The organism is Micromonospora sp. NPDC047527 (genome assembly GCF_040643015.1).
Taxonomy (GTDB): Bacteria; Actinomycetota; Actinomycetes; order Mycobacteriales; family Micromonosporaceae; genus Micromonospora.
This window is the reverse complement of sequence record NZ_JBEYTK010000002.1, coordinates 240,250-265,638: the sequence shown is the minus strand read 5'-3', so window position 1 is coordinate 265,638 and position 25,389 is coordinate 240,250. Positions and strand designations below refer to the sequence as shown.

The following is a 25,389-nucleotide window of genomic DNA, read 5'->3' as shown; positions in this document are numbered from 1 at the left end:
AGCGCGGCACGAGGCCCCACCCGGGACAACGGGTGGGGCCTCGTCCAGTAGGAAGATCGGTCAGACGGTCAGGGTCCAGCTGTTGATGTAGCCGGTGTCGGCCGAGTACACGTCGCGCACCTGGAGCCGCCAGGTGCCGTTGGCGGCCTCACTGGACAGGTTGACCGTGTACGTGGCGATCACGTTGTCGGCGCTGTCCGAACCGCTGTTCTTCAGCCGGTACGCGCTGCCGTCCGGGGCGAGCAGGTCGATGACCAGGTCGCCGCGGTAGGTGTGCACGATGTTCACCGCCACCGTGGAGGACGAGGAGGCGTTGCGGGCACATCCGGCGATGGTGATCGAGCTGGTGACGGCCGACCCGGCGTCCGGGATCGTCACGTCGGTGGCGTTGGTGCCGGTGCAGCCGGTGGGAGGCGGCGGCGTGGTGCCGCCACTGCCCACGTAGAGCAGCAGGTTCGGCGAGCCCGTGCCGGGGCTGGTCACCACGTTGGGGGTGGCGTTGGCGACCAGCTCGTTACGGACCTGCAGCGGGGTCCAGCTCGGGTTGGCGCTGGCCACCAGGGCAGCCGCGCCGACCACGTGCGGAGTGGCCATCGAGGTGCCGCTGATCGTGTTGGTCGCGGTGTTGCTGGTGTGCCAGGCCGACGTGATCGACGACCCGGGGGCGAAGATGTCCAGGCAGGTACCGATGTTGGAGAACGACGAACGGGCGTCGGTGTTGGTCGTCGAGCCGACCGTGATGGCCTCGGCGGTACGGGCCGGCGAGGTGTTGCAGGCGTTCGCGCCGCTGTCGTTGCCGGCCGCGAGGCCGTACGTCACGCCCGACGCGATCGAGTTGCGGACCGCGGTGTCCAGCGAGCTGTTCGCCCCACCGCCGAGGCTCATGTTCGCCACGGCCGGCTTGATCGCGTTCTGGGTGACCCAGTCGACGCCGGCGATCACACCAGCGTTGGTGCCGCTGCCGGAGCAGTTCAGCACGCGTACGCCGACGAGTTGGACGCCCTTGGCCACGCCGTACGCGGAACCGCCGACGGTGCCGGCGACGTGCGTGCCGTGCCCGTTGCAGTCGTCGGCCGATCCGCCGTCCACCGCGTCGAAGCCGGAGGTCGCCCGGCCACCGAAGTCGCTGTGGGCGAAGCGGATGCCCGTGTCGATGATGTAGGCGTGTACGTTGCTCGCCGTGTTCGGGTAGGTGTAGGAGCTGTCCAGCGGCCGGTTGCGCTGGTCGATCCGGTCCAGACCCCAGGAGGGCGGGTTGGCCTGCGTGCCGGAGATCGACACGGTGTGGTTCTGCTCGACGTACGCCACATCCGGGTCGGCGGCGATCCGAGCCGCCGCCTTCGCGCTGACGGTGACCTCGAAGCCACGCAGCGCCGTGCCGTAGGTGCGGGCGACCGACCCGCCGTGCCGGCCGGTCAGCCGCTGCGCGGCGTCGCCGACCCGGTTGCGGGCGACGGCGCTGTCCTTGAGGACGACGATGTAGCTGTCCTGGACGGCGGTGGCTCCGCCGGCCTCCCGGACCACGCCGACGGGCTCGGCGGCCAGGGCCGGGGTACCGACGGCCAGCACGGTCGCGGTTACCACCCCGACCAGTACGGACCTGCGTGGAAGACCCATCTCCCTACCTCCCTCCGACCGGCGGCGAAACCACTACCACCGATCAACTCGATCGACACTTGCCGATCTAGCCGAGGGTAGATCGGTAAGTCGGGTTGAGAAACATGTCGAAACGTCCATCACCTCGATGGGATGGCCCCTACGGGCTGGCTTCCGGGGGGAACCGGGGACCGACCCGGATTCGCCGAGCTCCGGATCGGGAAAGACTCTCGAACATGGAAAGTCAGCTCGCCATCCTGTTGCCGGTAGCCGCGGTCTGGCTGGCCGCCGGGGTCCTGGCCGACGGACTGCCCCGGCTGCGCGACACCTCCGCGTTGCGCAGGCGTACCGGATGGTTGCTGGCGCTGGCGCTGGCCGGCGTGGCGCTCGTCGCGGCGGCGGCCATCGGCGGGCTGCTCAGTGCCGGCACCGCGCCGGTCGACCAGGCCGCCGCGGCGCTCACCCTCGCCATCGGGCCGGCGTTCGTGGTGGCAGTCTGCTCCGTACGACGGATCCGCCGCCTGCGGGCCGGCGCCGGCGCGTTCGAGACGGCCCCCGGCACGCCCGCCCCGCACGGGCTGCGCGCCGCCGCGGCGCACCCGCTCGTCGGGTTGCCGTTGCAGGTGACAGCCCTGGCGACCGTGCCGGCGGTCATCGCGGCCGCCGGGGCGGACCTCGGCGCCGAGCCCGGCGTCACCGGGCCGGCGATCACCGTCGGCGCACTCGCGGTGGCCGCCATCGGCGTCCGGCACGCACTCCGGCACAGCCGGCTCGCCGAGCGGGCGCTTCCGAATGCGCCACGCTCAGCGCGAGCGACCGGATCCCTGCACGTATAGCAGCTCCAGGATCGCCCGGGTGGCCTCGAACCAGCGGTCCAGCCAGCCCGGCGGCGGCACGCTGCCCTTCGGGGGCAACTCCATCAGCAGGCCGCGCAGCAGCGGGTGGTCGGCCAGCGAACCGGCGGGCTCCATCGGCCAGCCGGTCGGCGGGAACGACGGCTCGACCAGCGGGTTCGGGTCCAGCGAAGGCAACGAGAGCGGCGCGTCGGCCGCCTCGGAGTCCGACGACTCCCGGCCGTTCAACTCCTGCTCGGTCGAGACCACCTCGGTCAGTACGGTGTCCCGACGCGCCCCGCGGTACTTGCCACCGAACCGCTCCGGCTTGCCCGGACCGTTGGTGAGGTTGTCTGAACCGATCGTCGTCATCCGTATCGCCTACCTCGTTCGGGTGCGGTCGGTGCGGCGGGTCGTGATCCAGCGCCGTACCGACCGGTTCAACGAGGCGGGCGCGCTGTGGCGACGGGAATCCCGGCGGAACCTCACCGGGACCCGGCCGATCCGACCCCGGGGCAGCCCGAAACCGGGACGCGGAAGGTCCCCGCCCGGTCGAGCCGGACGGGGACCTCACCTGACCGCTGGGTCAGGACGTGCTCAACACACCACCCCGGGCACCGGCGACGAAGGCGTGCCAGTCGCCGGGCGCGAAGACCAGAGCCGGACCGGCCTTGTCCTTCGAGTCCCGAACTCCGACAGCACCGGTCACGTACGCCACCTCCACGCAGTTGTCACAGTTCGGCCCGCTCTTCGAGCTCTTGAACCACGTTGCCTGCGTCAGGTCCACGGGGAACCCTTTGGTCGCCATCTCGGCTCCTCTGCCAGTTTTGCGATGTGTGCGACGGACTCCTCCGGACGAATGGCCGCAGCACGGATGTGATCGAAGATGAAGCTGTACTTCTGTAGTTCGTCGCTCTTCTCGAGGAAGAGCCCACCCGTGGCGTTCTCCGCGTACACGACATCCGGATCACCGGGCTCGGGGAAGCTGAGGATCGTGAAGGTCCCGTCCATGCCCGCGTGCGCTCCCACCTCGAACGGCAGGATCTGCAGCGTCACGTTCGGCAACTCGGCCACTTCGACCAACCGCCTGAGTTGGCCGCGCATCACCTCGTCCCCGCCCACCGGCCTGCTTACCACCGCCTCATCGAGCACCACCCACAGATCGACCGGATCGTCCTGGGTCAATAACGACTGACGACCCAGACGGACACGCACCCGTTGGTGCACCTGGTCGGCGGTGAAATCGGGGCGGGCGGCGCGGATCATCGCCCCGGCGTACTCCTCGGTCTCCAGCAGACCGGGGACCACCTGCTGCTCGTACGCCCGAATCGAACTCGCGGCGGCCTCCAGTCCGACGTACGCCCCGACCAGCACCGTGCTGTACGGGTGCCACCAGCCCTTCTGCCGTGCCTCCCGGGCGATCTGCACGAGCTCGTCGCTCTCGGCACCCACCACGCCGTAGATCCGCAGCATGTCCCGCACGTCGCGCGGCGTGGCCGTGGTGTGCCCGGTCTCGATCCGGGAGACCTTGGACGCCGAGCACTCCAACTGCTCGGCGACCACCTCGATGGTTATCCCCGCCGACTCCCGCTGCCGGCGTAGCTCCGCACCGAGCCTTCGCCGTCTGATCGTCGGGCTGCGTCGCTCACTCATCGCGACCTCTGAGTTTCTGGTTCCCACCGCTGGTTGCTCGACCCCACGCGGGCTACCTCCGGTTGACGCGCCGCTGACTGCCGCCCGCCGGGGGCGCGATGGTCGGCCGGCGGGCGTTCGCGGCGAGGGGTTGGTGCCGGCATCGGACGGCCGCGACGGGCGAAACCGGCCCCCAGTGTGCCGTCCGCACGCGGATGGCTTCAAGCGGCGATTTGCGTGTCGGACTCACGTATTGGCAAAAGTCGACGTGCAACTTGCATGAAGCACGTCGCTGATGCACTCTGTCCGTATGGCATGGATCACTCAGCGTCTCGATCCGCTCTCCGGGTGTGGTGACCCCACCGATCTCGGAGAGTTTCTCGGGGCACGGGCCCGGCCAGCGACGCACAGACCTGCCCCGGGGTGAAGACCCCACCGCTGCAAGCCAGCCGGCTGTGGCGGTGGGCGCGGTTCCCCGGAAGCAGTCAGGTGATGGTCGGGTGGCGGCACGCCACCAGCGGGTACGGCCCGACCACCGCCACCTCGCACCAGCGGCCCAAGAGGAGCGACCCCGTCACCGGGCCGAGACGTCCCCGACAAGTCACCGCCGGCACGTCGCCGGCCGACCCTCCCCAGGAGCCCATGTGCTTCCCCGCTCCGGTGACGTACTGCATGTGACTCGCGCCGCGAGTGTCCAGTTCCTCAGGCCCATCATGTTCCGGGTGATCCGGGTGCTTGAATGGCCGACCTACGACGGCTGGCTCTGGCTCGACGGCTACGAACTCAACACCGCGGGCGACGCGGTCAACCGACGGTCGATCTTCGTGCAGCGAGACGGGCTGCGGCAGGTGCAGGCCGCACCTCAGCCCCGCCAGCACACCGTGCGGCCCCGGCGACCGGTCGCCCGTACTCCGGTCAAAGTTGGCTGACCAGCGCGAACCGCCACGGGTAGGCGTGCCGTCGCCATAGAATTGGTACGCCCACCCCGGCACCGTTCCACCCGCACGTCCAGGACCCTGAGCCTGGGATGGTCATGGTCAATCAGCCCGCCGTGCGGCGGCACAACCGCTCCCGTATCACCTATGCTCTCGGACTCCTCGCCCTGCTCGGGGCCGTGACCACCCTCGTGGTGCTGGCCCGCGACCCGGCGTTGTCGTCCACCCGGCTCGTCACTCCGGTGCCGGCACCCGAGATCACCGTGGTCGACTCCGACCCGACGTACTCCGAACCCGACTGGATCACCGCCGACGAGGGGCGGGTCGACCCGACCGGCCCGGCGGCCGGCGCCGGTGCCGGCGGTCAGTCCGACGGCCAGCAGGAGACCGCCGAGGCGGCTCCGGCCGGGCACAGCGCCACGGACGTCCGCCGCTCACTGTTCTGGTCCGGCATCTTCGGCCTCACCATCTCGCTGGCCGGCCTCGGCCTGGTCGGCACCCGCCGCCGGATGTGGTGAGCGTCGGTCACGGCGTGCCCGTCACCGTCGGGCTCGGGCTGGCCGGGCTGCCCGTCGAGGACCGGGCCTGCGAGATCACCAGCAGCACCTCCTCGTCGGTCGGCACAGGCGTGCCGGGCTCCGGTTCGGTGCTCACCACCGTCCCCGGCGGCAACTCGGACGGGCGGTACACCACCCGGTAGGTCAGGCCGAGCCGGTCCAGCAGCCCTTCGGCGGTGGCCTGCGGCAGGCCGGTCAGCGGCGGCATCGGCACCTCCTCCGGCGCGGCGCTGGTCGGCGGGCTGCTCGGCGATGCGCTGGTCGGCGCCGCCGACGTGGGCGCGGCGCTGGTCGGCGCCGCCGTGGTGGCGCTGGCCGGCGGCAGCGACGGAGTCGACCCCGGGCCGTCGGGGTCGTCGTCCCGCGCGCTCAGCACCACCCAGAGCGCCGCCCCGAGCAGTCCGGCGAAGAGCAGTGCGAGCACCCCCCAGAGGATCGGCAGCCACCAGCGCCTGCCGCTCTGCTCCTCGACGTACCAGCCCTCGGCGGGTTCGGCCGGTCGGGGCGCCCGGACCTCGGCCCGCCCGGCCCACGGCGGCGTCGTCGACCGCTCCACCGGCATCCGAGCCGTCCGGTCACCCGGCTGCCCCAGCGCGGTCCGGTCGATCGGCATGGTTTCGTCCGGCGACGCGGCCCGCTCGATCGGCGCGGTCTCGTGCGGCGACGCGGAGCGGTCGATGGGCATCGTCTCGTCCGGCGACGCGGAGCGGTCGATCGGGGCGGTCTCGTCCGGCGACGCGGTGCGCCCGGCCGACGCGGAGCGGTCGATGGGCATGGTCTCGTCCGGCGACGCGGCGGGCACCGGTGGCCGCGGTTGGTCGGCGGGGGGTGGCAGAGCGCGCGTCCGGTCGTCGTCGGGCTCCCCGGTGGGCGGCTCCTGGCGGTCGTCGCTCATCGCACGTCCTTTCCCGAACCGGGGCGGGCACCATGGCCCTCGACCGCCAACCTAACCGCCCCGGTCGACCTGGGCGGGGATCAGCGACGCGAACCGCGTGCCGCAGGGCGCCCGGCCGGCTCCGATCGGGTCGGGCGGGCGTGACGGGCCAAACGGTCGGGCCGGCGGTGGGATCGGCGCGCGGCCGGTCAGGCGGGGGGTTTCGTCGTCGGCTGGTTCGGCGGATCCGACCCGCACCAGATGCTGACCTCGTCGTTCCAGCGAGCGGGGCCGTCCTCGGCCGGTTCCTGCCGGCTGACCTCTCCGTTGCGCCCGCTGCGGTAACGCGGGTAGAGACCCGCATCGACCAGGTCGTCCGCCGCCTCGGCGCAGTCGTCGCCGATCACGTCCGGCACCTCGGCGGGCGGCGGCGGGCCGGCCACCTGAAGTTGCACCGTGGTGCCCCGGGCCACCTCGGTGCCCACCTCCGGCAAGGTGCTCTCCACCGTACGGCCGCTGCCGTTGCCGAAGACGAGCCGCCAGCCCAACCGCTGCTTGCGCAGCGTGTCGCGAGCCTTCTCGAAGTCGATGCCGACGACCGGTGGCACGGTCAGCCCCGCCCCCTTGGTCGGTGCGGCGGATGTCCGGGGTGCGGCGGGAGTGGTCCGGCTCGTACCCGGTCGGGACGGGGTGGCCCGACCTGTCGGCGTGGCGGTCGCGCTCGCCACCGCCTGCGGATCCACCGTGCTTCCGTCGTCCTCGCCGGCCAGCAGCCAGCCGCCTGTCGCACCGACGACCGCGAGGAGCACGGCGACCAGCCCGCCACCGAGCAGAACGCTGGCCCGACCCGCACCACCGCCGCCCCGGATGCCGGCGGAATCCTGCCGACCCGTGTTCGCGTCCGTCATACCGCCCACCGCCTCATCACCGGCGACCGTACCGTTCGCCGCCCAACCTCGTTGTGCCGACCGTTCAATCCGGCGGGTCGCTGCGACTCGCCGCGCCGACGACGGGACGTTACGCTGCCCGGCATGGCCAGACGGGGCTGGGGAGTATCGATCGTGACGGCGATCGGGGTCGCTGCCGGCGCGGGCGCCGCGCAGCTCGGCTTCGGCTACGGGCTCGGCGTCATCACGTGGACGCCGACCGATGCCGGGGCCAACGACACGGCCTGGGCGGATGGCCTCGCCTGGGCCACCTGGCTCGCCGCCAGCTCAACGGTGCTGGGTGCGGTCTGCGCGCAGCGGCTGCACCACCGGCGCGTACCCCTGCCGGACCCGACGCCGCCCACTCAGCCGGCACCGGCCCCGCGGAACAAGGCCGACGCACCGGAGCCGACGGCGCTCGTGGCCGGTCCGGCGGGCACGGGCACCGACGCGGTTCAGGACGGACCGAGCGCGACGGCCGGCCGGCCGACGCAGGTGGCCGAAACGCTGCCCGGCGAACGCGACGGCCTGCTCCGCAGCTTGGCGTTGGCGCTCGCCGCCGGGCTCGGCGGGCTGGTCACCGTGCTGCTGGTCGCCGTGCCGGCGCGGGTCGCGGTGGGTGCCGACACAAGCGTGCCGCAGCGGGTCGCCGCCCTGCACGCGGCGCTGGGCATCCTGATCGGCGTCCTCGTCGCGCTCTGGGCGCTGCGCTCGCGTACCGCCGCGCTGAACGTCACCGCCACGGCCGCCTGGCTCTGGCTGCTCGCGGTGGTCTCGGTGATCGACGGGGTACGCGTCGGACGCGGGCTTACCGGCGCCCAGCTCGGCACCTGGCAGCTCGACCCGGACCACGCGCGGTACTGGATCGGGGGCCAGCTCTACTGGCCCGGTGCGCTGCTGGCACTTGTTCCCGCGCTGGTGATAGGCGCGCTGGCCGCCCGACGGGCCGCGCGGTCGGGCGGGCACCGGGTCGGTGCGGCGGCCTCCGGCGCGGCCGGCCCACTCCTCGTCGCGCTCGCCTACCTGACCACCGTGCCGCGCTGGGCGACGCTCGGCCCGGCGCAGTTCTCCACCCAGCTCATCGCCCCGTACGCGGTGATCGCCGGCATCGGTGGCTCGGTGCTGGTCGCCGTCCTCGCCGAACGTGTCGAGCGGACCCGGGCCGCCAACCGGCCGGCGACCGCACCGGCAGCTTCCCCCGGCCCGACCCCGGGTGCCGACGCTCAAGTGACCTCTACCGACGAGGCGCGATCCGGGGCGCTGACGGCCAGCGGGGCCTCCACTGAGGACAGCGGGGCCGACTCCACCCCGCCGACGAGCCGGGCGACGCGGTCCCGGGCCCGCGACGCCGCCGTTCCCCGCGCACGTGACGTCGACGCGGCCCCGACGCGGGGCGTCGCCGTTCCCCCGCGCCGCGACCGGGCCGGCGTACCCCAGGTGCCGTCGCCGCGCACGGACCCGGATCTCTCGGATGCGGCTGAACCCACCGGCGGCGAACCGACGGAGAGCCCTGCTCCGGCTGGCCGGCGCCGTCGGCCAGCCCGCCCCACCACCGACTGATCCCGGCCCGCGAGCAGCACGACCGGGGGATCGTCAGTCGACCGGCCAGGTGTGGACCGGCTCGTTGCCGCGTTGCAGTTCCGCGTAGCGCTGGACCATGTGGTGCAGTGCGGCGGCGCGGTCCATCCCCCGGTGTCGCTCCGCCGCCCAGACCGCCTCGGTCTGCCAGACGGCACCGTTGCGGCCGGTGCGGCAGCGCTGCTCGATGATGCCGAGCAGCCGGTCCCGCTGCGCCGGGTCGACCCCGAACCCGTCCAGGCCGGTCGCGGCGACGGGCAGCAACTGGTCCAGCACCAGCTTGGTGACCGGTACGTCGCCGAGGCGGGGCCAGTGCAGCACGGCGTCGAGGCCGCGCCGGGCGGCGGAATGGAAGTTCTCCTCGGCGGAGCTGAAGGTGAGCTGGCTCCAGATCGGCCGGTCCGCCTCGGCCAGGCCGCGGGCCAGACCGAAGTAGAAGGCCGCGTTGGCCAGCATGTCGACCACCGTCGGGCCGGCCGGCAACACCCGGTTCTCCACCCGCAGGTGTGGGCGGCCGTTCATGATGTCGTAGACCGGGCGGTTCCACCGGTAGACCGTGCCGTTGTGCAGCCGCAACTCGCCCAGTTGGGGCACCCCACCGGCGTGCAGCACCTCCACCGGGTCCTCGTCCTCGCAGATCGGCAGCAGCGGCGGGAAGTACCGGACGTTCTCCTCGAAGAGGTCGAAGATCGAGGTGATCCACCGCTCGCCGAACCAGACCCGGGGGCGTACGCCCTGGGCCTTCAGCTCCTCCGGGCGGGTGTCGGTGGCCTGCTTGAACAGGGCGATCCGGGTTTCGGCCCAGAGTTGGCGGCCGTACAGGAAGGGCGAGTTGGCCCCGACCGCCACCTGCACTCCGGCGATGGCCTGGGACGCGTTCCAGTAGTCGGCGAAGCTGTCCGGTGCGACCTGGAGGTGGAACTGGAGGCTGGTGCAGGCCGCCTCGGGGGCGATCGAGTCGGTGTGCGTCCGCAACTGCTCGACGCCACGGATGTCGAGTTCGATGTCTTCGCCCCGGGCGCCGACGATCTGGTCGTTGAGCACACGGTAACGCTCGTTGGTGGAGAGATTGTCCTCGACCAGGTGGCGCTCGGTGAGGGTGGGCAGGATGCCGACCAGGACGATCTTCGCGTCGGACTTGGCGGCCCGCTCGTCGGCCCGGGAGAGGCTGCTGCGCAGGTCGTGTTCGTAGTCGGCGAAACCGGCGGCCTCGATCAGCCGGGGTTCGGCGTTGAGTTCCAGGTTGAACTGCCCCAACTCGGTCTGGAAGAGCGGGTCGGCGATGTCGACGAGGATCTCCTCGTTGCGCATCGCCGGCTCGGCCGCCGAGTCGACCAGGTTGAGCTCGATCTCCAGGCCGGTCATCGGCCGGTCGGCGTCGAACCCGAAGTCGTCGAGCATCAGCGCGAAGACGTCCAGACATCGCCGGACCTTCTGCCGGTAACGGACGCGGTCCTCCCGGGTGAAGGCGCCCTGCGCGACGTCCCTGCCCATTGTGTCCTCCCGACAGCCGGCGCGGTCGGGATCCTGCCGTCCCGGAAAGCGCATTGTGAACCACCACGTTAGGAGCGTTCGCCTGGCCAGGGCCAGAGGCCGACGGCGGTGATCCGATGCCGGCCGGAGCGGACGCACTCGTGGCGCCGTCTCTACCCCGTCCGGGCCGGATCGGACCCGATGACAGTGCGAACAGCTCGTGACAATTCACACGCGCTCGGAGACGACGCCGGGCCCACACCGACCTGCGGCGTGGGCCCGGCGTACCGGCGATCCGAGGGATCAGGCCTGGCGGATGGCCTCGCCCTCGATCTCGATCTTGACCTTCTTGCCGACCAGCACTCCACCGGTCTCCAGGGTGACGTTCCAGGTCAGACCGAACTCCTCGCGGTCGATCTCGGTGCTCGCGGAGAAGCCGAAGATGTCCTGCCCGAACGGGCTGCGGCCGACACCCTCGAACTCCACCTCCAGCTCGACCGGACGCGTGACGTCCTTGATGGTCAGCTCACCGGTGAGGACGAACTCGTTGCCGCGGCGGGACTTGACGCCGTTGCTGCGGAACTCCAGGGTCGGGTACTTCTCGACGTCCAGGAACTCGGGGCTGCGCAGGTGCCCGTCCCGGTCAGCCTGGGTGGTGTCGATGCTGGCACCCTGGATGGTCGCGACGACCGAGGACTGCAGCGGGTCCTCGGCGATGGTGATGGTGGCGGTGGCCTCGTTGAACTCGCCGCGGACCTTGCTCACCATCATGTGCCGGGCGACGAAGCCGACCCGCTTGTGCGCCGCGTCCAGCACGTAGGTGCCGGGCGCCGGGATGGTGAGGCCGTCCCAGTCGCGGGTAACCGCATCGGTGCTGCTGGTCATGCTGTTCCTCCAGGAGAATTGTTTAGTAGCCCAACAACTGCCTGAGCAACTATAACCGCGACAATATTCCCCGTGTCAAGTACTGGTAGAGTGAACGAGTGACCAACGTGTTCGACGACCCCCGGATTACCGCCGTTGGCCTGCTCTACGAGGCACACGCCGGGCTGTCGGCCCGGTTCTCCGCCCAACTCGAAGAGCATGGCCTCTCCTCGGTCGAGTTCGAGGTGATCACCCGACTGGCCCGCTCGCCGGGCAACCAACTGCGGATGACCGACCTCGCGGCTCAGACATCCCTGTCCACCAGCGGAGTGACCCGCGTGGTGGACCGAATGGAACGCGACGGGCTGCTCACCCGCCGCGCCTGCCCGAACGACCGACGCAGCTCGTACGCGGTGGTTACCGCGGCCGGCCTGCAACGGCTCGATGAGACGTTACCCGGGCATTTGCGGATCATCGAGCAGTGGTTCACCGGCCAACTCGACCCCGAGGCCCTGGCAGCGCTGCTCGACGGCCTGCGCCGGGTGCGCGACGCCGTGCATCCCGGTGCCACCGCCGGCAGCACTGACCAGGGGCACGAGCTGGTCGAGGACACCGGCGCGGCCTGACCCCGCCAGCCGTCCCGCGCGGGCGGAACGCGCGCGGAGCAGTGTCGAAACAGCACCGGCAGAAAGACCGGCAGAACTGACCTTGCCGGCCGGACAAACCGCTTGAAGGGCACTTTCCGCCCCAGCGGCGGTGGCAGGCTGGCTCCACCGGGGAATCACCGGGGGGTGACGGCGCGGGCGAACAGCGAGGGGTAGCACCAAGGGGGCTTTCGCTCGCGCCACTCCCCGCCCGACTACCGGCCCGGGGGCCCACCCCGCCCGGCCGTCAGCGCATAGAGCAAGCCCGACTCCTGCGGCAACAACCGGATGCCGCTCTCCTCGCAGACCCGGTCGAGACGATCGAGGACGATCGGGTCCCCGGTGCTGGCGGCCAGCCCCACCAGCGCCTCGACCACGCCCCGCCGATCGTGATCGGCCTCGACGGCGGCAGCGAACCACTCGGCCGCCAACTCCCGGTCACCCCGGTGCAGGGCCAGGTTCCCCTCGATCAACGCGCAGATTCCCGCCTCCGGCCCGCCCCAGGACAGCGCGGCCCCGTCCGAGCGCGGTCGGGGCGGTCCGGCCCGCTCGGCCCAGCGTCGCCCCGGTACGGCAACCGCCACCCCTGTACGCAGTTCGGTGAGCACCTCGGTCGCCTCCGGGGCACGCCCGTCCTGGGCGAACGCCAGCCCGACCGTCCCGAGCACTCGGCGGCGATGGCCCGGATCACCCAACTCCGACAGCGCCGCCACCGCCCGCCGACCCTCGTCGACTGCGTCGGCGTACCGGCCCTCCAGGCGGGCGACCTCGGCCCGGTTGGCCCAGGCCAGCACCCGCAACCGTGGCTCACCGCCCTCGGCGGCGAGCCGGTCCACGGCGGCCAGCCGGCGACGGGCCGCGGCCAGGTCACCGACCCGGATCTCGTGCCAGGCGAGACTGTTCTGTGCCACCGCCATGTCCCGGGTGCGCCCGTTGCGGACGGCCAGTCGGAGCAGCGCCTCCGACTGCTCGCGGGCCTCGTCGTGCGCGCCGACGGTGGTCAGCAGCGCGCCGAGCACGTTGCGCGCCTCCAACTCGCCGGTCACGTCGCCCGCCTTCCGGAACATGGCCAGCGCGGCCCGCGCGGTCGGCAGCTCGTCGGCCTCCGCGCCATGCTCGGCAGCGAGCCGCGCCACCCCGAGACTGGCCCAACCGCGCAGGATCGGGCCGGCGTCGGCGGTCCTCGGATCGGCCAACAGGCGCCGAAGCCACTGCCGGCCGGCCACGTCGCGCCCCCGGAACCGCCACCAGCGGGTCAGGCAGGCCGCCAGGCGGAGGGCGGTCAGCGGATCGTCGGTGGCGGCGTGCGCCAGCGCCGAGCTGATGTCGCTGCTCGCCTCGTCGAGCCGGTGCACCGCGTCGAGCAGCCGGGGACCGGCCAGGTCGCCGGCGGTCCGCGCCACCAGGCGAGCGACCACCTCGGCATGCCGTCGGCGGTGGCAGGCCAGTTCGCCACCGCCGACCGCCTGCTCGACAGCGAATTCACGGACGGCGTCGAGCAGGCGAAACCGGAACGGTCCGGTGCCGCGCACGCTCAACAGGCCGAGTTCGGCGAGCCGGTCCAGCAGCGGGACCGGGTCGACGGCCACCGTGCCGTCCCGGTCGGCCTCGTCGGCGAGCATCTCCTCGGCCAGCTCCACCGACCACCGGTTGCCGAACATGGCGAGCCGCCGCAGCGCGTCCCGCTCATCGGGCGCGAGCAGCCGGTAGCTGCTCGCCACCGCATCCCGCAGGGTGACCGCCCCCGCCGCCCGGGTGGCATCGGTGCCGTACCGGCGGCGGGTTGCCGACTCCGGCGCGTCCCAGCCCGGGTCGGCGGGGGTGGCCAGGTCGAGCACCCGGTCGCCGTACCGGTCGAGCAGCTCGGTGAGGTCGAGCAGCCGTCCCCGCGCGGCCATCAGCTCGATGGCCAGCGGCAGCCCACCCAGTCGGCGAACCAGCGCGGCCAACGCCGGCAATTCCTCGGGGGTGGGTGGCTCCCGACGGACCTGGGCGAGCCGGGCGATGAACAGTGCGACCGCCGGCCACGACCCGAGCGCGGCCGGTCCGGAACGCTGGGCGTCGGGCGGCGGCACCTCGAGCGGGGCTACCGGCCAGACCCGCTCGCCGGGCAGCCCGACCGGATGCCGCCCGGTGACCAGCACCCGCAGCGACGGCAGCACCGTGGTCAGCCGGTGCAGTGTCTCGGCCACCGGGCCCGGGGATCGCTCCACCGCGTCCATCACCAGCAGGACCGGCCGTCCGGCGAACCGGGCGACGAGCTCCGGCAGCCGGGCCACGCCGAGCACGGTCATCGTGCCGGCGAGCACGTCCGGGCCGTCCGAGCCCTCGCCGACCAGCACCCCGGCGACGCCGGCCGGGTATGCCCGGGCTGCCGCGTGGGCCACCGCCAGCGCGAGTGCGGTCTTGCCGACCCCTGCCAACCCGACCAGGCTCACCAGTCGGGGCCCCCGCTCCGCGATCAGCATCTCGGCCAGCTCGGTGACGTCGCGGTCGCGCCCGATCAGGGCGACCGGCGGCGGCAGGGCGACCGGTGGGGCGGACCAGGTTGGCCCGGTGTCACCGCTGAGCACACCGGGGACGCCGTCCGGCTGGGCAGGCTCACCACCGGCGGTGCCGCGGGCCGCGCCCAGGAACGCCGCCCGGGTGGCACCGGTCAGCTCCAACGCCGTGGCGAGCAGCTCGACGGTCGTGCGCTGGGGCCGGACCGACCGGCCCCGTTCCAGGTCGCGCACCGTCCGCACGCCCACCCCGGCTCGGGACGCCAGCTCCGCCTGGGTCAGGCCGGCGGCACGTCGATGCCGATGGAGCAGCTCCGGCAACCTGGGACGACCGGCGGGGCTCCGCGACCACTCCTGATCCGGAGTCATGGGCACGAAGAGTACGGTTCGGCTCCGACGAGCGGCAGTCGAACGTCGGGCTACCGACGCCCGCTCGCCGATATCCGACAGCCGAACGGACAGCCCGGCCTGGGACGGCTGGGCGACCGAGTGGGTCGCACGGCGTGCCGCGGGCCAACTCGGCCGGTTTCCGGGATCGCGCGTAGACGGGCCCGGCGGTGACGGTGCCTGGTGCGGGGTCGCTCAGAGACCCAGATCCCGCGCGATGATCATGCGCTGCACCTCGCTGGTGCCCTCGCCGATCTCCAGGATCTTGGAGTCCCGCCAGAACCGGGCGACCGGGTACTCGTTCATGAAGCCGTAGCCGCCGTGGATCTGGGTGGCCTCGCGGGCGTTGTCCACCGCGATCGTGCTGGCGTGCAGCTTGGCGATGGCGGCCTGCCGCTTGAACGGCTCGCCGGCCAGCATCCGGGCGGCGGCGTCGTAGTAGGCCAGCCGGGCGGTGTGGGCCTTCAACTCCATGTCGGCGATCTTGAACTGGATCGCCTGGTTGGCGCCGATCGGCTGGCCGAAGGCGTGCCGCTCCTTCGCGTACTTGATCGACTCGTCGACGCAGCCCTGGGCGAGGCCGACGGCCAGCGCGGCGATGGCGATCCGGCCCTCGTCGAGGATCCGCAGGAACTGGGCGAAGCCCCGGCCCCGCTCGCCGAGCAGGTTGCCCGCCGGCACCCGGCAGTCGTCGAAGGTCAACTCGTGGGTGTCCGAGGCGGTCCAGCCCACCTTGGAGTAGCCCGGCGCCACGGTGAACCCCGGCGTGCCGGTGGGCACGATGATGGTCGACAACTCCTTCGAGCCGTCCGGGTTCGTGCCGGTCACCGCGGTGACGGTGACCATGGCCGTGATGTCGGTGCCCGAGTTGGTGATGAACGCCTTCGACCCGTTGATGACCCACTCGTCACCGTCCAGCACCGCCCGCGTCTGGGTGCCGGCGGCGTCGGAGCCGGTGCCCGGCTCGGTGAGCCCGAAGCCGGCCAGCGCCTCGCCGCTGAGCAGCTTCGGCAGCCAGGTCGCCTTCTGCTCCTCGGTGCCGAACCGGTAGATCGGCATCGCGCCCAGCGACACCGCCGCCTCCAGCGTGATCGCCACGCTGGAGTCGACCCGGGCCAACTCCTCCAGGGCCAGGCAGAGCGCGAAGTAGTCGCCGCCCATGCCGCCGTGCTCCTCGGCGAAGGGCAGGCCGAACAGGCCCATCTTGCCCATCTGCCGGATCACCTCGTACGGGAAGGTGTGCTGCTCGTAGTGCTCGGCGATGACCGGGGCGACCACCTCGCGTGCGAAGTCCCGCACGCTGGACCGCAGCGCCGCTTGTTCGTCGGTGAGCCGGAAGTCCATCTCAGTCCTCCTGTGTGGACGATCGCCCTACGCTTGTGACGCCGGACGGTCGCTGCGGGTGGTCGGGGATCAGACCGGGGTGATGCCGTGACGGCGCCGGGAGAAGGAGCGGTCCTTGGTACGTGCCGCCGCGAACCGGCGGACCAGCTCGGTACGCAGGTCGTGTGGCTCGACGATGGCGTCCACCACCAACTCGCTGGCGAGCCGTACGACGTCGATGTCCTGCTCGTACTCGGCCCGCTTGGCGGCCACGAAGGCGGCCCGCTCGGCCTCGTCCTCGATCGCCGCGATCTTGTTGGCGTAGACCGCGTTCACCGCGGCCTCGGCCCCCATCACCGCGATCTTCGCGCTGGGCAGCGCGATGGTGGCGTCCGGCTCGAAGCCGGGGCCGGCCATCGCGTACAGGCCGGCGCCGTACGCCTTGCGGACCACCACGCAGATCTTCGGGACGGTCGCCTCGGAGATCGCGGTGATCATCTTTGCGCCGTGCCGGATGATGCCCTGCTTCTCCACCGCGCTGCCGACCATGAAGCCGGGCACGTCACTGAGGAAGAGCAGTGGCACGTTGAACGCGTCGCAGAGCTGCACGAACCGGGTCGCCTTGTCGGCCGAGTCGACGAAGAGCACCCCGCCCTTGAACATCGAGTTGTTGCCGAGCACGCCGACGACCTCGCCGTCGAGCCGGCCGAAGCCGATGGTCATCTCCTTGGCCCAGAGCGCCTGGATCTCGAAGAACGAACCCTCGTCGAGCAGGCCCTTGACGTACCGCCGCATGTCGAAGGCCTGCCGCTCGCTGGCCGGCACCAGCGCGGCCAGGTCGGCCTTCGCGGGCGCGGCGACGGCCGGCGCGGTCGGCGGCGCCTGCGTCCAGTTGGCCGGCAGGTACGACAGGTAGGTCCTCACCACGTCGAGCGCGTCGGCCTCGGTCTTGCAGAGGAAGTGCCCGACGCCGGATTCGGCGGTGTGCACCTTGGCTCCGCCCATCGCCTCCAGGGTGGTCTTCTCCCCGGTGACCATCTCGACCATCCGGTCGGAGCCGAGGTACATGCTGGCGTTGCCGTCGACCATCGCCACCACGTCGCAGAACGCCGGAATGTACGCCCCACCGGCGGCGCTCGGGCCGAACAGCGCGCAGACCTGCGGGATCGAGCCGGAGGCGCGAACCTGGTTCCAGAAGATCTTGCCGGCGCCGCGCCGGCCGGGGAAGAGGTCGACCTGGTCGGTGATTCGGGCGCCGGCCGAGTCGACCAGGTAGACCATCGGGACGCTGGTGGAGTATGCCCGCTCGATGATCCGGATGATCTTCTCGACGGTGCGGGCGCCCCAACTGCCGGCCTTGACGGTGGAGTCGTTGGCCATCAGGCAGACCTGCCGGCCGTCGATGGTGGCGGTGCCGGTGACCACGCCGTCGGCGGGCAGCCCTTCGGCGAGCGCGTTGGCGTAGAGGCCGTCCTCGACGAAGGAGCCCTCGTCGACGAGCAGCGCGACCCGTTCGCGGGCGAAGAGCTTGCCCTTGGCCGCGTTGGCCGCGTGGTATTTGTCCGCGCCGCCGGACCGGGCCCGCTTGCGCAGTTGCTCCAGCGCCTCACCGTCGAGCGTCACGCCGACCCCCTACTGCCGCCACCCACGCCGGCCAGCCGCACGGGCCCGCCGACCGACCTAAACGATCGTTAGGCTAACGTACCCGGGCGTGCGGCGGCGAACCAACCGCCGAGTGTCGTGCAGAGGGTGCGGGTCGGGTCAGACGCTGGGCCTCTTGCCGATCCACTTCTCGTAGAGCGCGTCGTACGTGCCGTCCTGCTTCGCCTTGGCCAACTCCTCGTTGATCACCTTGAGCAGCTCCGGGTTGCCGTCCTTGCGCACCGAGATCCCGTACTGCTCGCCGGTGTCGAACTCGGCCGCCACCTCGAACCCGCCCGGGTTCTTCTTGATGTACTCCGCCCAGACCGGCAGGTCGTTGATGGCGGCCTCGATCTGCCCGTTGGCGAGAGCCTGCTGCTCGGCGGCGAGGTCCTCGAACTCCACGAGCTGGAGGCTCAACTCCTTCTCGAACTTGCGGGCGTAGTCACGGCCCGTGGTCGACGCCTGAACGCCGACCTTCCTGCCCCTCAGGTCGTTCAGCGACTTGTACGGCTTGCCGATCTTGACCAGCATCGCCTGCGTCGCGTCGAAGTAGGGATCGGAGAAGTCCATCACCTTGCGCCGCTCCTCGGTGATCGTCATGCCCGCGGCGGCGGCGTCACACTTGCCCGTGTTCAGGTCCTGACCGGACTTGATCCCCTCGAACGGCGTGTCGACAATCGCCTGCTCAAGGCCCAACTTCTTGGCGGCCAGGTCCATCACGTCGACGTCGAAGCCGACGACCTTGCCGCTGGCGTCCTTGGACTGGAACGGCGGGTACGGCAGGTGGGTGCAGATGGTCAGGGTGCCCGCCTTGACCAGCTTGACCCCGCTGGCCTGAACCTCACCCTCGTCCTTTTTGGCACATCCAGCACTGAGGATGAGTGCACCGATAGTGACAACAAGGGCGACGGTTCGGGCCGGCTTATATGTATTCACAGTAATGCCCCTTTGTTCCCCGGGATAACGGGAGTACAGAGTGACGGCAGAGGGACCGTACCTGATTCTGGGATTGCCGCATAGATCCGATGGTCCCCAGTGGTGCGTCGCCGCAGGCCGGCTGACGGGACGTCGAAGCCACCGATCCCGAGTGCTGAGAAACCTTGCCCCTACCGGGTTTTAGCTGCTAGCAGGTGGCAGCCGACGACCGGACGGGTCGGCTCGCCGCAGGCACCCGACGACGCGTCAGTTCGATGTGGACCGAAATCGACACTATGCCCTATTCTCCGCGACTAATTGCCATTATCGATGTGTAGACAATTTCAAAAGACTGTAGTTACGATGCGACGCAGTCAACGTTGACTGCCAATCCCATCAACGGGACTTTCGCTACGCATATTGTGAAACTGCTCGGGAGAGGTGCCTCCGTGGTGTCCTCAGAAACACCTTGACCGTCGCCAGGACAGAGCGCGTGCGCCCCGACCCCACCGAGGTCGGCGCTCTCCTCACCGGACCGATCCGGCCACGTCCGATCCACGAGACCGTCGTCGACCTGATCGACGACACGATCCGCCGACACCCCGACGACACCGCGATAATCCATCCCACCGGCACGCTGACCTACCGGGACGTGGACCGGCTGGCCGACGCGGTCACCGCCGATCTGCTCGCCGTCGGTGCCGGGCGGGGCGACTTCGTCGCGCTCCTGCTCGACGACCGGGTCGGGCTCCTCGTCGCCATGCTCGGCACCATGCGGTCGGGCGCTGCGTTCGTGCCGTTCGACCGCGCCTGGCCGGCCCTTCGCCAGGTGCGGATGCTCGACGGCCTCACCCCCGTCGCAGCCCTCGGGTCGCCGCCGCCGGACGGGGCCCTCGCCCTGCCGGTGATCGATGTGCGGACGGAGCCGGCCACGACCCGGGTTCCCGCACCCGCCGCCGATCGTCCCCGGCCTCAGGACCCCATCTACGCGTTCTTCACCAGTGGCTCCACGGGTCTGCCGAAGTGCGCGATCAACCTGCACCATGGGCTGGTCAACCGCTTCCTTTCCATGACGGAACGGTTCGCCGCCGACGGCGGGGTGGTCCTACAGAACTCCGCGCACACCTTCGACTCGTCGATCTGGCAACTGCTGTGGCCGCTGACCCGCGGCGGCACCGTGGTCATCCCGGACCGCACCGGGATCCTCGACTTCGACGCGACGCTCGCCCAGATCCACCGGCACGGCGTCACCATGACGGACTTCGTCCCCAGCATCTTCGACCTGCTGGTCGAACGCCTCCAGCACCGTCCACAGGACCGGCACCTGCTGGCGTCGATGCGCCAGGTCTTCATCGGCGGCGAGGCCGCGAAACCGCACACGGTGCAGGCCTTCCGGCGGATGTTCGCGGACATCCGCGTGACAAACACCTACGGTCCGACGGAGGCGTCGATCGGCTCGGTCTTCCACGCCGTGAACGACGGCGACCGACAGGTCATCCCCCTCGGTCTGCCCCTGCCCAACACGTCGGTGCTGCTCCTCGACGAGCACGGTCACCCGACACCCCGTGGCGAGATCGGGGAGATCCATCTCGCCGGCGTCTGCCTGGGCGCCGGTTATCACGGCGACGCCGAACGGACCCGACAGGTCTTCGTTCCGAACCCGTACGACGAGGTTGCCGGCGACCTGCTCTACCGCACCGGGGACTTCGGCTGGGTACGCGAGGACGGCCTGCTGATGTTCAGCGGCCGCCGCGACGCCCAGGTCCAGATCGCCGGGATACGGGTGGACCTGGGCGAGATCGAGCATGCGCTCACCACGCTGCCCGGCGTCCACCAGGTGAAGGTGGTCGTCGACGAGGCCGGCGTCGCGGCGACGATGGTCTGCTTCTACTCCGCCGAGCGCGGGGTGACCGAGGAGGCGCTGCGCGACCACGCCCGGGCCGCGCTGCCCGCCGCGCTGGTGCCCGGCAGGTTCGTCCGCCTCGCCACCCTGCCGCTGCTCTCCAACGGCAAGGTCGACCAGGAGCGACTGCGCCGCCGCCTGGCGGGCGCCGCGCCGAAGACCGCCGACACCGAGGCCGCGTACCCACCGGACAGCGTCGAAGCGCGGATCGCCGAGATCTGGACGCGGGTGCTGGGCATCAGCGCCTACGACGACGACTTCTACTGCCTCGGCGGGACATCGCTCGGCGCCGCCCGACTCGCGGTGGAGTTCGAACGCACCTTCGCGATACGGCTGGACGTGCGCGACCTGATCCGTTGCGCCACCATCCCCGCTCAGGCCGAACTGGTCCGCCGGGGCGGTTCCCTCCCCCCGCCCGACGTGACGCCGCACGATCTGGCCGACGACCTGCGCCTCGGCGAGCTGGGCCGGACGCGGGTGCGGCGGCCCGACGACCCGGGCACGATCCTGCTGGTCGGCGCGACCGGCTTCATCGGCTCGCACGTGCTGGCCGCCCTCGCGGCGCAGGGCGACCGACCGGTCGTCTGCCTGGTCCGCGCCACCGACGACGAGGCGGCCCGGCACCGGGTCAGGGCGGCGCTGTCGGCCGCCGGCTACGGGCCCGCGGAGATGATCCGGTGGTCCGCCCTCGCCGGTGACCTGGACAAGCCCCACCTCGGTCTGCCAGCCGCCGACTGGCGGCGGCTCTGTCGACAGGTCGGCGCGATCGTCGACGCCGGAGGCCGCGTCGACACCCTCCGCGACTACGCCGACCTACGCGCCACGAACGTCCACGGCCTGCGCACCCTCATCCACCTCGCCGGCACCCACGTCCGCAAGCGGATCATCTCGCTGTCGACGACCACCGTGCGCCACACCCCCGGCACGCCACTCGCCGAGGCGTTCCTGCCGCCCTGGTCTACCTTGCCGGCCGACGGCTACAGCCAGTCCAAGTGGGTCGGCGAGCAACTGCTGAGGGCAGCCGCCGAGCAGGGTGTCCCCGCCGTCGTCGTCCGGCTGGGGGAGGTCGCCGCCCACTCGCGTACCGGCCACGCCAACCCCCGGTCCTCGGTGACCATGATCCTGCGGCTCTGTCTGCGGCTCGGCGTACGGCCACCGACCAGCCTGCACGTGGACTGGACTCCGGTCGACGTGGTCGCGCGGGTGGTTGCCGCGCTCACCGAACCGCACCACCCGGTGCGGCCGGGCACCGTCCTGAACGTGGTGGCACCCGCCTCGGTGCCCGTGACCGATCTGCTGTCCCGGCTCCGCGCCGACGCGGGGGCGCTGCCGGAGGTCTCGTACGACCGGTTCCTCGACCGGGCCGCCGACCTCGTCGGCGACGACGAGACAGCCCGCTGTCTCGCTGTTCTTCGGCCCCGCAGCGCCGCGGCGACCGACGCACTGACCGGGGTGTGCCACAACGCCCTGGTCGGCACCGACACGAACCACGCCGCCCGGATGGCCCGGGACCTCGCCCTCACCTGGGGCACGGGCCGCGACACGGAGATCGACACCATGATCGACCGTCTCGCGAGGACCTTCCTGTCGGTAAACAGCCCGCACCTGTCCACCGCGACAGTCCAGTGAACTGCGATCTATCGGCCCGGGAGATGCCATGAAGGTGAACCTCTACTACGCCCCGTTCCCCTCGCAGATCTTCCAGGGGGAGAGCGAGCCGATCAACACCGAGCGGCCGCTCAACCCGAAGAGTGCGCTGACCACCATCGCCGCCGGGCTGCGGGCGTACGCACCGCACTTCGGCTACTCCTGCGACATCGAGATCGTCGACCTCCAACTCGGGGGGCAGCGGGTGAAGTACAAGTCGCTGCCGTACGGCCCCCGGATCATGGACTGTTACCGGTACGGCACGCCGTTCGAGGAGGCCGACGAGAAGATCCGCTCGGCCGACGTGCACGGGATCACCTGCAACTTCACCAACAGCGCGCACATCGTCAGTGACCTCGCGCAGCACATCAAGCGGGTCAACCCGAAGGCCCTCGTCGTCGTCGGCGGCGTCGACTGCACCGCCCGCCCGCAGTACTACCTGGCCCGGGGCGCCGACGTGGTGGTGCGCGGCGAGGGCGAGCTGACCTTCGCTCGGATCATCGACGCGCTCAACCGCAAGCAGGACCTGGGAACGGTCCCGAACATCTCGCTGCGGGGCAAGCTGATCCCCACCAAGGTGGACACGTCCGAGACCGTGCCGATGGACTCGATCGAGCCGATGGCCCTGGACCTGATCCCCGACCTCTCGGTCTACACGGACACGGCCGAGGGGCCGCCGCCGGAGGGCGTACAGGGCAGCTTCATCTGCTGGGAGACGTCGCGCGGCTGCGCGTGGCGGTGCTCGTTCTGCACGGCCCCGTCCCGTGGCGGGTACCGCTACATGGGCCTGCCGACCATGGAGAAGCACCTCAAGACGTTCCAGGAGTACGGCATCAAGACGATCGTGTGGCAGGAGGACAACCCCCTGTCCCGGATCCAGCAGAACGGCGCCGGCCGTTACCTGTACGACTCCGGGCGCGAAGAGGTTCTCGCGATGTTCCACATGTTCCGGGACTACGGCTTCGCCTGGGAGTTCGCCAACGGCATCGAGTTCGGCAAGTTCATGCAGAACGGCCGCTTCGATCACGAACTCGCCGACGCCCTGCTCGGCAGCAAGATGGTCGACGGCCGGTGGGTCGGTTGCTACCGGGTGCAGATCCCGCTGGACAACATGAACGTCAAGAAGCGCCGGTTCCCCAAGCTGCTCGGCTTCGACGAGCAGGTGGACGTCCTCGCGACGATGCTCACCGACCACGGTGTCGGCCACCAGACGTACGACCTGTTCATCGGCTACCCCGAGCACGACCGCGAAGGCATCGACATGTTCACCGACTACTGCATGCGGCTGAAGGAGGAGCTGACGGCCGTCGGGCAGGGGAAGTACAAGCCGTACTTCAACGTGTTCAACCTGTCGCTGCTGCCGGGTGCCCGGGACTGGACGACCCTGCACTCCCTGCTCCAGTTCGACATCGATGAGAACCCCGAGGTGATCGGGATCTTCCTGTCGGCGATCAACACCGACCACTTCACGTACTGGGACATCTACCAGAAGCGTCTCGAGATGACGACCATGCTCAACGATCGCGAGATGCACCGTCTCTACGACGGCATCTACGCGGGCTGACCAGGAGGTTTCGGACATGCGCGTCACCCTGTTGTACGCCCCGTACCCCGGGCAGTCGTTCCGCGACGAGGACACCACCATCAGTCCGGTGCGCGTCCGCAACCCCAAGAGCGCCCTCGTCACGCTGGCCGCCGGCGCTCGCGCCTACCTGCGGGAGTGGGGGGTCGACGCGGAGTTCAAGATCGTCGACACCCAGGTCGACGCCGGTGAACCGGAGCACTACGCCTCGTTCCAGTACGGGCCGCGCACGATCGACTGCCACCGCTACGGCGGGCCGTTCGAGGCGTACGCCGACGAGGCACGCGCCGCCGACATCATCGGGATCTCCAACAACTTCACCAATTCGGCCCGGGTGGTGGCCGAGTTCGCCACGTTCCTGAAGCAGGTCAACCCGAATGCGCTGGTCGTCGGCGGCGGGATGGACGTCACCGCCCGGCCGGAGTGGTATCTGGCCAACGGCTTCGACGTGGTGATCCAGCTTGAGGGTGAGCTCACCTTCGCCAAACTGGTCCAGGCGCGGGCGACCGGCCAGCCCATCGAGTCGATGGTGATGACCCGGCAGGTCGGCGACGGGCTCGTCATCATGGGCGGCGCCCAACTCAACCTGGCCGAGTTGCCGCCGATGGCGCTCGACCTGATCGACGACCTGTCGGTGTACGACGACACCGGCGAGGGGCAGCCGCCGATGACCGTGCGGGCTCCGTTCACCTGTTTCGAGACCTCGCGCGGCTGCTACCGGACCTGCTCGTTCTGCGCGACCCCGATGCGCGGGCACTACCGCTACATGAAGCCGGACGTGGTGCGGCGGCACTTCGAGTACCTGAAGTCGATGGGGATCTCGAACATCCTGTTCCAGGAGGACAACACGCTGTCCCGGATCCAGCGCTCGGGGCGGGGGACGCTGCTGCACGACAGCGGGCGGGAGGACACTCTGGAGATCTTCCGGATGGCCCGCGAGATGGGCTTCTCCTGGGAGTTCGCCAACGGGCTCGAGTTCGGCAAGTTCCTCGACCTGGGTGAGGTCGACCGGGAGTTGATGGAGACCCTGTTCTGGAACGACACCAGCGGGGACCGCTGGATCGGCTGCTACCGGGTGCAGATCCCGCTCGAGTACCTCGGTGACGAGCCCACCAAGAAGTTCAACAAGCTGCGGCCGTTCCAGGAGCAGTTGCAGATCGTCACGTCGATGCTGGATCTCGGCGTCCGGTACCTGACCTTCAACATGCTGATCGGGCATGACGACGACGACCTGCCGACGATCGACATGTACCTCGACCGGTGCCTGCAACTGAAGGCCCGGCTCAACGAGGCCAGCACCGAGGCAACCAACTACTTCAATGTCTTCAACCGGACTCTGCTCCCCGGCACCGCAGACTTCCGGAAGAAGGCGGATCGACTATCGTTCGACATCGAGGAGACGCCGGAAGTGATCAGCGTCTACCTCTCACCCATGCCGTCCAACCACCTCTCCTACTACGAACTGTTCGAGCAACGCCTCCGACTCACCGAGGCGTTGAACGGCTCGTTGATCGACCAGTACGACGGCATCTACCGGCCGGGCGTGCAGAAGGAGTCCGTCCCCGTTGTCTGAAC

Annotated in this window: 20 protein-coding genes; 8 read left to right on the top strand and 12 right to left on the bottom strand. The window is 70.7% G+C overall.

The features are described 5' to 3' along the window. Positions 1–60 precede the first annotated feature (60 nt). Positions 61–1,617 (bottom strand): S8 family serine peptidase, encoded by a 1,557-nt coding sequence (locus ABZ808_RS10005; protein ID WP_357003310.1) that lies wholly within the window; start codon positions 1,615–1,617, stop codon positions 61–63. Positions 1,618–1,832: 215 nt separating this feature from the next. Here ABZ808_RS10005 and ABZ808_RS10000 point away from each other — a divergent pair, with 215 nt between their 5' ends. Beyond that, positions 1,833–2,432, top strand: coding sequence for a hypothetical protein (locus ABZ808_RS10000; protein WP_357003308.1), 600 nt, complete (start codon positions 1,833–1,835; stop codon positions 2,430–2,432). Here ABZ808_RS10000 and ABZ808_RS09995 read toward each other — a convergent pair. From ABZ808_RS09995 to ABZ808_RS09985, 3 genes are all read right to left on the bottom strand, one after another. Continuing rightward, on the bottom strand, positions 2,400–2,801 hold the full coding sequence (locus ABZ808_RS09995) for a hypothetical protein (protein ID WP_357003306.1): 402 nt from the start codon (positions 2,799–2,801) through the stop codon (positions 2,400–2,402). The genes ABZ808_RS10000 and ABZ808_RS09995 overlap by 33 nt on opposite strands. 214 nt (positions 2,802–3,015) lie before the next feature. Further along, positions 3,016–3,237 carry a DUF397 domain-containing protein gene (locus tag ABZ808_RS09990; protein WP_357003303.1) on the bottom strand — a complete coding sequence of 74 codons (222 nt, stop codon included), beginning with the start codon at positions 3,235–3,237 and terminating at the stop codon, positions 3,016–3,018. Next, positions 3,207–4,082, bottom strand: coding sequence for a helix-turn-helix transcriptional regulator (locus ABZ808_RS09985; protein WP_357003301.1), 876 nt, complete (start codon positions 4,080–4,082; stop codon positions 3,207–3,209). Before ABZ808_RS09985 ends, ABZ808_RS09990 begins: the two co-directional genes overlap by 31 nt. Before the next feature lie 623 nt (positions 4,083–4,705). On the opposite strand from ABZ808_RS09985, the gene ABZ808_RS09980 reads away from it, so the two are divergent. Both ABZ808_RS09980 and ABZ808_RS09975 read left to right on the top strand, forming a co-directional pair. Then, entirely contained in the window at positions 4,706–4,990 is a 285-nt protein-coding gene (locus ABZ808_RS09980) for a hypothetical protein (protein WP_357003299.1), read from the top strand. A gap of 98 nt (positions 4,991–5,088) precedes the next feature. Next, positions 5,089–5,514, top strand: coding sequence for a hypothetical protein (locus ABZ808_RS09975; protein ID WP_357003297.1), 426 nt, complete (start codon positions 5,089–5,091; stop codon positions 5,512–5,514). Between the two features lie 7 nt (positions 5,515–5,521). Here ABZ808_RS09975 and ABZ808_RS09970 read toward each other — a convergent pair whose 3' ends face one another. Both ABZ808_RS09970 and ABZ808_RS09965 read right to left on the bottom strand, forming a co-directional pair. Next, on the bottom strand, positions 5,522–6,448 hold the full coding sequence (locus ABZ808_RS09970) for a PASTA domain-containing protein (protein ID WP_357003295.1): 927 nt from the start codon (positions 6,446–6,448) through the stop codon (positions 5,522–5,524). Positions 6,449–6,636: 188 nt separating this feature from the next. Next, the gene (locus ABZ808_RS09965) at positions 6,637–7,335 is read right to left on the bottom strand and encodes a PASTA domain-containing protein (RefSeq protein ID WP_357003293.1); all 699 of its coding nucleotides are present in this window, start codon (positions 7,333–7,335) and stop codon (positions 6,637–6,639) included. Positions 7,336–7,458: 123 nt separating this feature from the next. On the opposite strand from ABZ808_RS09965, the gene ABZ808_RS09960 reads away from it, so the two are divergent. Continuing rightward, positions 7,459–8,913 (top strand): hypothetical protein, encoded by a 1,455-nt coding sequence (locus ABZ808_RS09960; protein ID WP_357003291.1) that lies wholly within the window; start codon positions 7,459–7,461, stop codon positions 8,911–8,913. 33 nt (positions 8,914–8,946) lie between these two features. Here ABZ808_RS09960 and ABZ808_RS09955 read toward each other — a convergent pair whose 3' ends face one another. Next, on the bottom strand, positions 8,947–10,425 hold the full coding sequence (locus tag ABZ808_RS09955) for a glutamate--cysteine ligase (protein WP_357003289.1): 1,479 nt from the start codon (positions 10,423–10,425) through the stop codon (positions 8,947–8,949). Positions 10,426–10,707: 282 nt separating this feature from the next. Next, complete coding sequence (locus tag ABZ808_RS09950; RefSeq protein ID WP_357003287.1) at positions 10,708–11,289, bottom strand: YceI family protein; 582 nt, start codon at positions 11,287–11,289, stop codon at positions 10,708–10,710. 98 nt (positions 11,290–11,387) lie between these two features. Here ABZ808_RS09950 and ABZ808_RS09945 point away from each other — a divergent pair, with 98 nt between their 5' ends. Next, positions 11,388–11,894: a MarR family transcriptional regulator gene (locus tag ABZ808_RS09945; RefSeq protein ID WP_357003285.1), complete on the top strand. Its 507-nt coding sequence runs from the start codon at positions 11,388–11,390 to the stop codon at positions 11,892–11,894. A 233-nt stretch (positions 11,895–12,127) separates the two neighbouring features. Here the strand turns inward: ABZ808_RS09945 and ABZ808_RS09940 are convergent, their stop codons facing one another. From ABZ808_RS09940 to ABZ808_RS09925, 4 genes are all read right to left on the bottom strand, one after another. Then, a complete protein-coding gene (locus tag ABZ808_RS09940; protein ID WP_357003283.1) occupies positions 12,128–14,782 on the bottom strand; it encodes a helix-turn-helix domain-containing protein in 2,655 nt (884 codons plus the stop codon). Between the two features lie 213 nt (positions 14,783–14,995). Then, positions 14,996–16,144, bottom strand: coding sequence for an acyl-CoA dehydrogenase family protein (locus tag ABZ808_RS09935; protein WP_357003281.1), 1,149 nt, complete (start codon positions 16,142–16,144; stop codon positions 14,996–14,998). Positions 16,145–16,213: 69 nt separating this feature from the next. Then, positions 16,214–17,746 (bottom strand): acyl-CoA carboxylase subunit beta, encoded by a 1,533-nt coding sequence (locus ABZ808_RS09930; protein WP_357003279.1) that lies wholly within the window; start codon positions 17,744–17,746, stop codon positions 16,214–16,216. A 138-nt stretch (positions 17,747–17,884) separates the two neighbouring features. Next, positions 17,885–18,703, bottom strand: a complete 819-nt coding sequence (locus ABZ808_RS09925) for a basic amino acid ABC transporter substrate-binding protein (RefSeq protein ID WP_357003276.1) — start codon at positions 18,701–18,703, stop codon at positions 17,885–17,887. Between the two features lie 472 nt (positions 18,704–19,175). Here ABZ808_RS09925 and ABZ808_RS09920 point away from each other — a divergent pair, with 472 nt between their 5' ends. The 3 genes from ABZ808_RS09920 to ABZ808_RS09910 are packed head-to-tail and all read left to right on the top strand — an operon-like array spanning position 19,176 to position 25,387. Then, on the top strand, positions 19,176–22,214 hold the full coding sequence (locus ABZ808_RS09920; RefSeq protein ID WP_357003274.1) for an amino acid adenylation domain-containing protein: 3,039 nt from the start codon (positions 19,176–19,178) through the stop codon (positions 22,212–22,214). A gap of 28 nt (positions 22,215–22,242) precedes the next feature. Next, positions 22,243–23,796, top strand: coding sequence for a cobalamin-dependent protein (locus ABZ808_RS09915; RefSeq protein WP_357003272.1), 1,554 nt, complete (start codon positions 22,243–22,245; stop codon positions 23,794–23,796). A gap of 16 nt (positions 23,797–23,812) precedes the next feature. Then, positions 23,813–25,387, top strand: a complete 1,575-nt coding sequence (locus ABZ808_RS09910; protein ID WP_357003270.1) for a cobalamin-dependent protein — start codon at positions 23,813–23,815, stop codon at positions 25,385–25,387. Positions 25,388–25,389 lie beyond the last annotated feature (2 nt).

What these genes read in the sequence shown, in the direction of transcription:
- ABZ808_RS09935 (WP_357003281.1), bottom strand. Translation starts at nt 16,144, where the DNA reads ATGGACTTCCGGCTCACCGACGAACAAGCGGCGCTGCGGTCCAGCGTG.
- ABZ808_RS09965 (WP_357003293.1), bottom strand. Translation starts at nt 7,335, where the DNA reads ATGACGGACGCGAACACGGGTCGGCAGGATTCCGCCGGCATCCGGGGC.
- ABZ808_RS09975 (WP_357003297.1), top strand. Translation starts at nt 5,089, where the DNA reads ATGGTCATGGTCAATCAGCCCGCCGTGCGGCGGCACAACCGCTCCCGT.
- ABZ808_RS10005 (WP_357003310.1), bottom strand. Translation starts at nt 1,617, where the DNA reads ATGGGTCTTCCACGCAGGTCCGTACTGGTCGGGGTGGTAACCGCGACC.
- ABZ808_RS09950 (WP_357003287.1), bottom strand. Translation starts at nt 11,289, where the DNA reads ATGACCAGCAGCACCGATGCGGTTACCCGCGACTGGGACGGCCTCACC.
- ABZ808_RS10000 (WP_357003308.1), top strand. Translation starts at nt 1,833, where the DNA reads ATGGAAAGTCAGCTCGCCATCCTGTTGCCGGTAGCCGCGGTCTGGCTG.
- ABZ808_RS09970 (WP_357003295.1), bottom strand. Translation starts at nt 6,448, where the DNA reads ATGAGCGACGACCGCCAGGAGCCGCCCACCGGGGAGCCCGACGACGAC.
- ABZ808_RS09955 (WP_357003289.1), bottom strand. Translation starts at nt 10,425, where the DNA reads ATGGGCAGGGACGTCGCGCAGGGCGCCTTCACCCGGGAGGACCGCGTC.
- ABZ808_RS09990 (WP_357003303.1), bottom strand. Translation starts at nt 3,237, where the DNA reads ATGGCGACCAAAGGGTTCCCCGTGGACCTGACGCAGGCAACGTGGTTC.
- ABZ808_RS09995 (WP_357003306.1), bottom strand. Translation starts at nt 2,801, where the DNA reads ATGACGACGATCGGTTCAGACAACCTCACCAACGGTCCGGGCAAGCCG.
- ABZ808_RS09915 (WP_357003272.1), top strand. Translation starts at nt 22,243, where the DNA reads ATGAAGGTGAACCTCTACTACGCCCCGTTCCCCTCGCAGATCTTCCAG.
- ABZ808_RS09960 (WP_357003291.1), top strand. Translation starts at nt 7,459, where the DNA reads ATGGCCAGACGGGGCTGGGGAGTATCGATCGTGACGGCGATCGGGGTC.
- ABZ808_RS09910 (WP_357003270.1), top strand. Translation starts at nt 23,813, where the DNA reads ATGCGCGTCACCCTGTTGTACGCCCCGTACCCCGGGCAGTCGTTCCGC.
- ABZ808_RS09940 (WP_357003283.1), bottom strand. Translation starts at nt 14,782, where the DNA reads ATGACTCCGGATCAGGAGTGGTCGCGGAGCCCCGCCGGTCGTCCCAGG.
- ABZ808_RS09985 (WP_357003301.1), bottom strand. Translation starts at nt 4,082, where the DNA reads ATGAGTGAGCGACGCAGCCCGACGATCAGACGGCGAAGGCTCGGTGCG.